We start from the raw sequence: 1,237 nt of genomic DNA, 5'->3' as shown, positions 1-1,237 counted from the left end.
AATAATAAAACGCTCGGCTTTTTCCATCAGGTTATTTGAACTATTAATATTTTTATAATTGATTGTGGGTTTGATTAAAGCAATCAGCGCATCTTCAAAAGCATTACCATCTTCCGTTGCATACCAAAGTTTGATGTTTTCAGCAGACATATTTTTCAAAATATTCTTGAGTAAAAAACCACTCATATTTTGCGTAATCAGTTTTCCAAAATATTCGGTACTAATATTTTCTTTAAGTAATTTTTCACGCGACAGGTGCACTGAAATCTGACTCACCAAACCTTGCGGATACATCGAAATAGTTTCGACCGGGTCTACCAACACAATATCGCCTTCATTCAGACTTAGAGTCTCATTCTTATACTCGAGCAGCATTTTTCCCGAATACTGCAAAATCAAAAAACAAAAACGATTATTCACTCGATCTATTTCATCGGCTTTTCGGACAATTTTATTGGCATTATTTTTAATAAAAGCAATTTCGGTATCGCCCAATAAAAAGCACTGAACCTCACCAATGAATAAATTACGGGTTCCATCAAAATCGGTTTCAAAATTGCCGCACACATTTTTAATATGGTGCGTCCATGTGAGTAATGCATCACTTACATATTGGTTCATCCCTTACCTCTCTATACATGTGCCACCGCTCAAGATTTTGCGCTTGTGGTGGTGCACTGTCTTGGCATATTTGCAATCATGTTTTATTGATAAACAAATTGTGTGCCAAAAATTCCTTATCCGTGGAATTGTTTTGATGATAGTCAGCTAGATGTAAAGAAGCTGATAAATCAATTCAATTTATCAGCTTAATGGGGCTTATGCTACTCCCGCAAAATCTCGCAGCATGGTAATAAAAATATTCTTTTGTTCCTCAGAATACTTTTTAAACACCTCATTTTGGTGGCTATCGGCAATATCAAACAAATACTGCGCCGTTTGTTTGCCTTTTTCGGTCAGGGCGTACAAATTATCATGATCGACCAATAATCCTTCAAATTTTAGAATTTCAGCCGACCTTTCAACTTCTTGCATTGGCATAGCAATATCTCGCGGTAAATCTTCTTTACTAGAAGCAGTACCACTTGCCAAAACAAGCAAGAGACGAGATTCACTGGTACGGAAACCCGAAGCCATTTGCTTAGGAATATAGTCGGTTTGATAAGCTTTGAAAGCACGGCTCATTAAGTAGCAGACATTATTATATAAGTGCCCATAATGTGTTTGGTCTACGCTG

Annotated in this window: 1 protein-coding gene and 1 pseudogene; both read right to left on the bottom strand. The window is 36.8% G+C overall.

Annotated elements, in window-relative coordinates; translation table 11 throughout:
• Window positions 1-621, bottom strand: a 621-nt coding sequence (locus VXQ92_RS19055; RefSeq protein WP_416682854.1) for an AraC family transcriptional regulator, incomplete at its 3' end; no start/stop codon positions are given.
• A gap of 198 nt (window positions 622-819) precedes the next feature.
• Window positions 820-1,237 (bottom strand): annotated as a pseudogene (locus tag VXQ92_RS19050) (flavin oxidoreductase); the annotation flags it as partial.

Source organism: Acinetobacter sp. 228, from assembly GCF_048147885.1.
The sequence above is the reverse complement of the archived record's forward strand: the minus strand, read 5'-3'. Positions and strand labels throughout refer to the sequence as shown.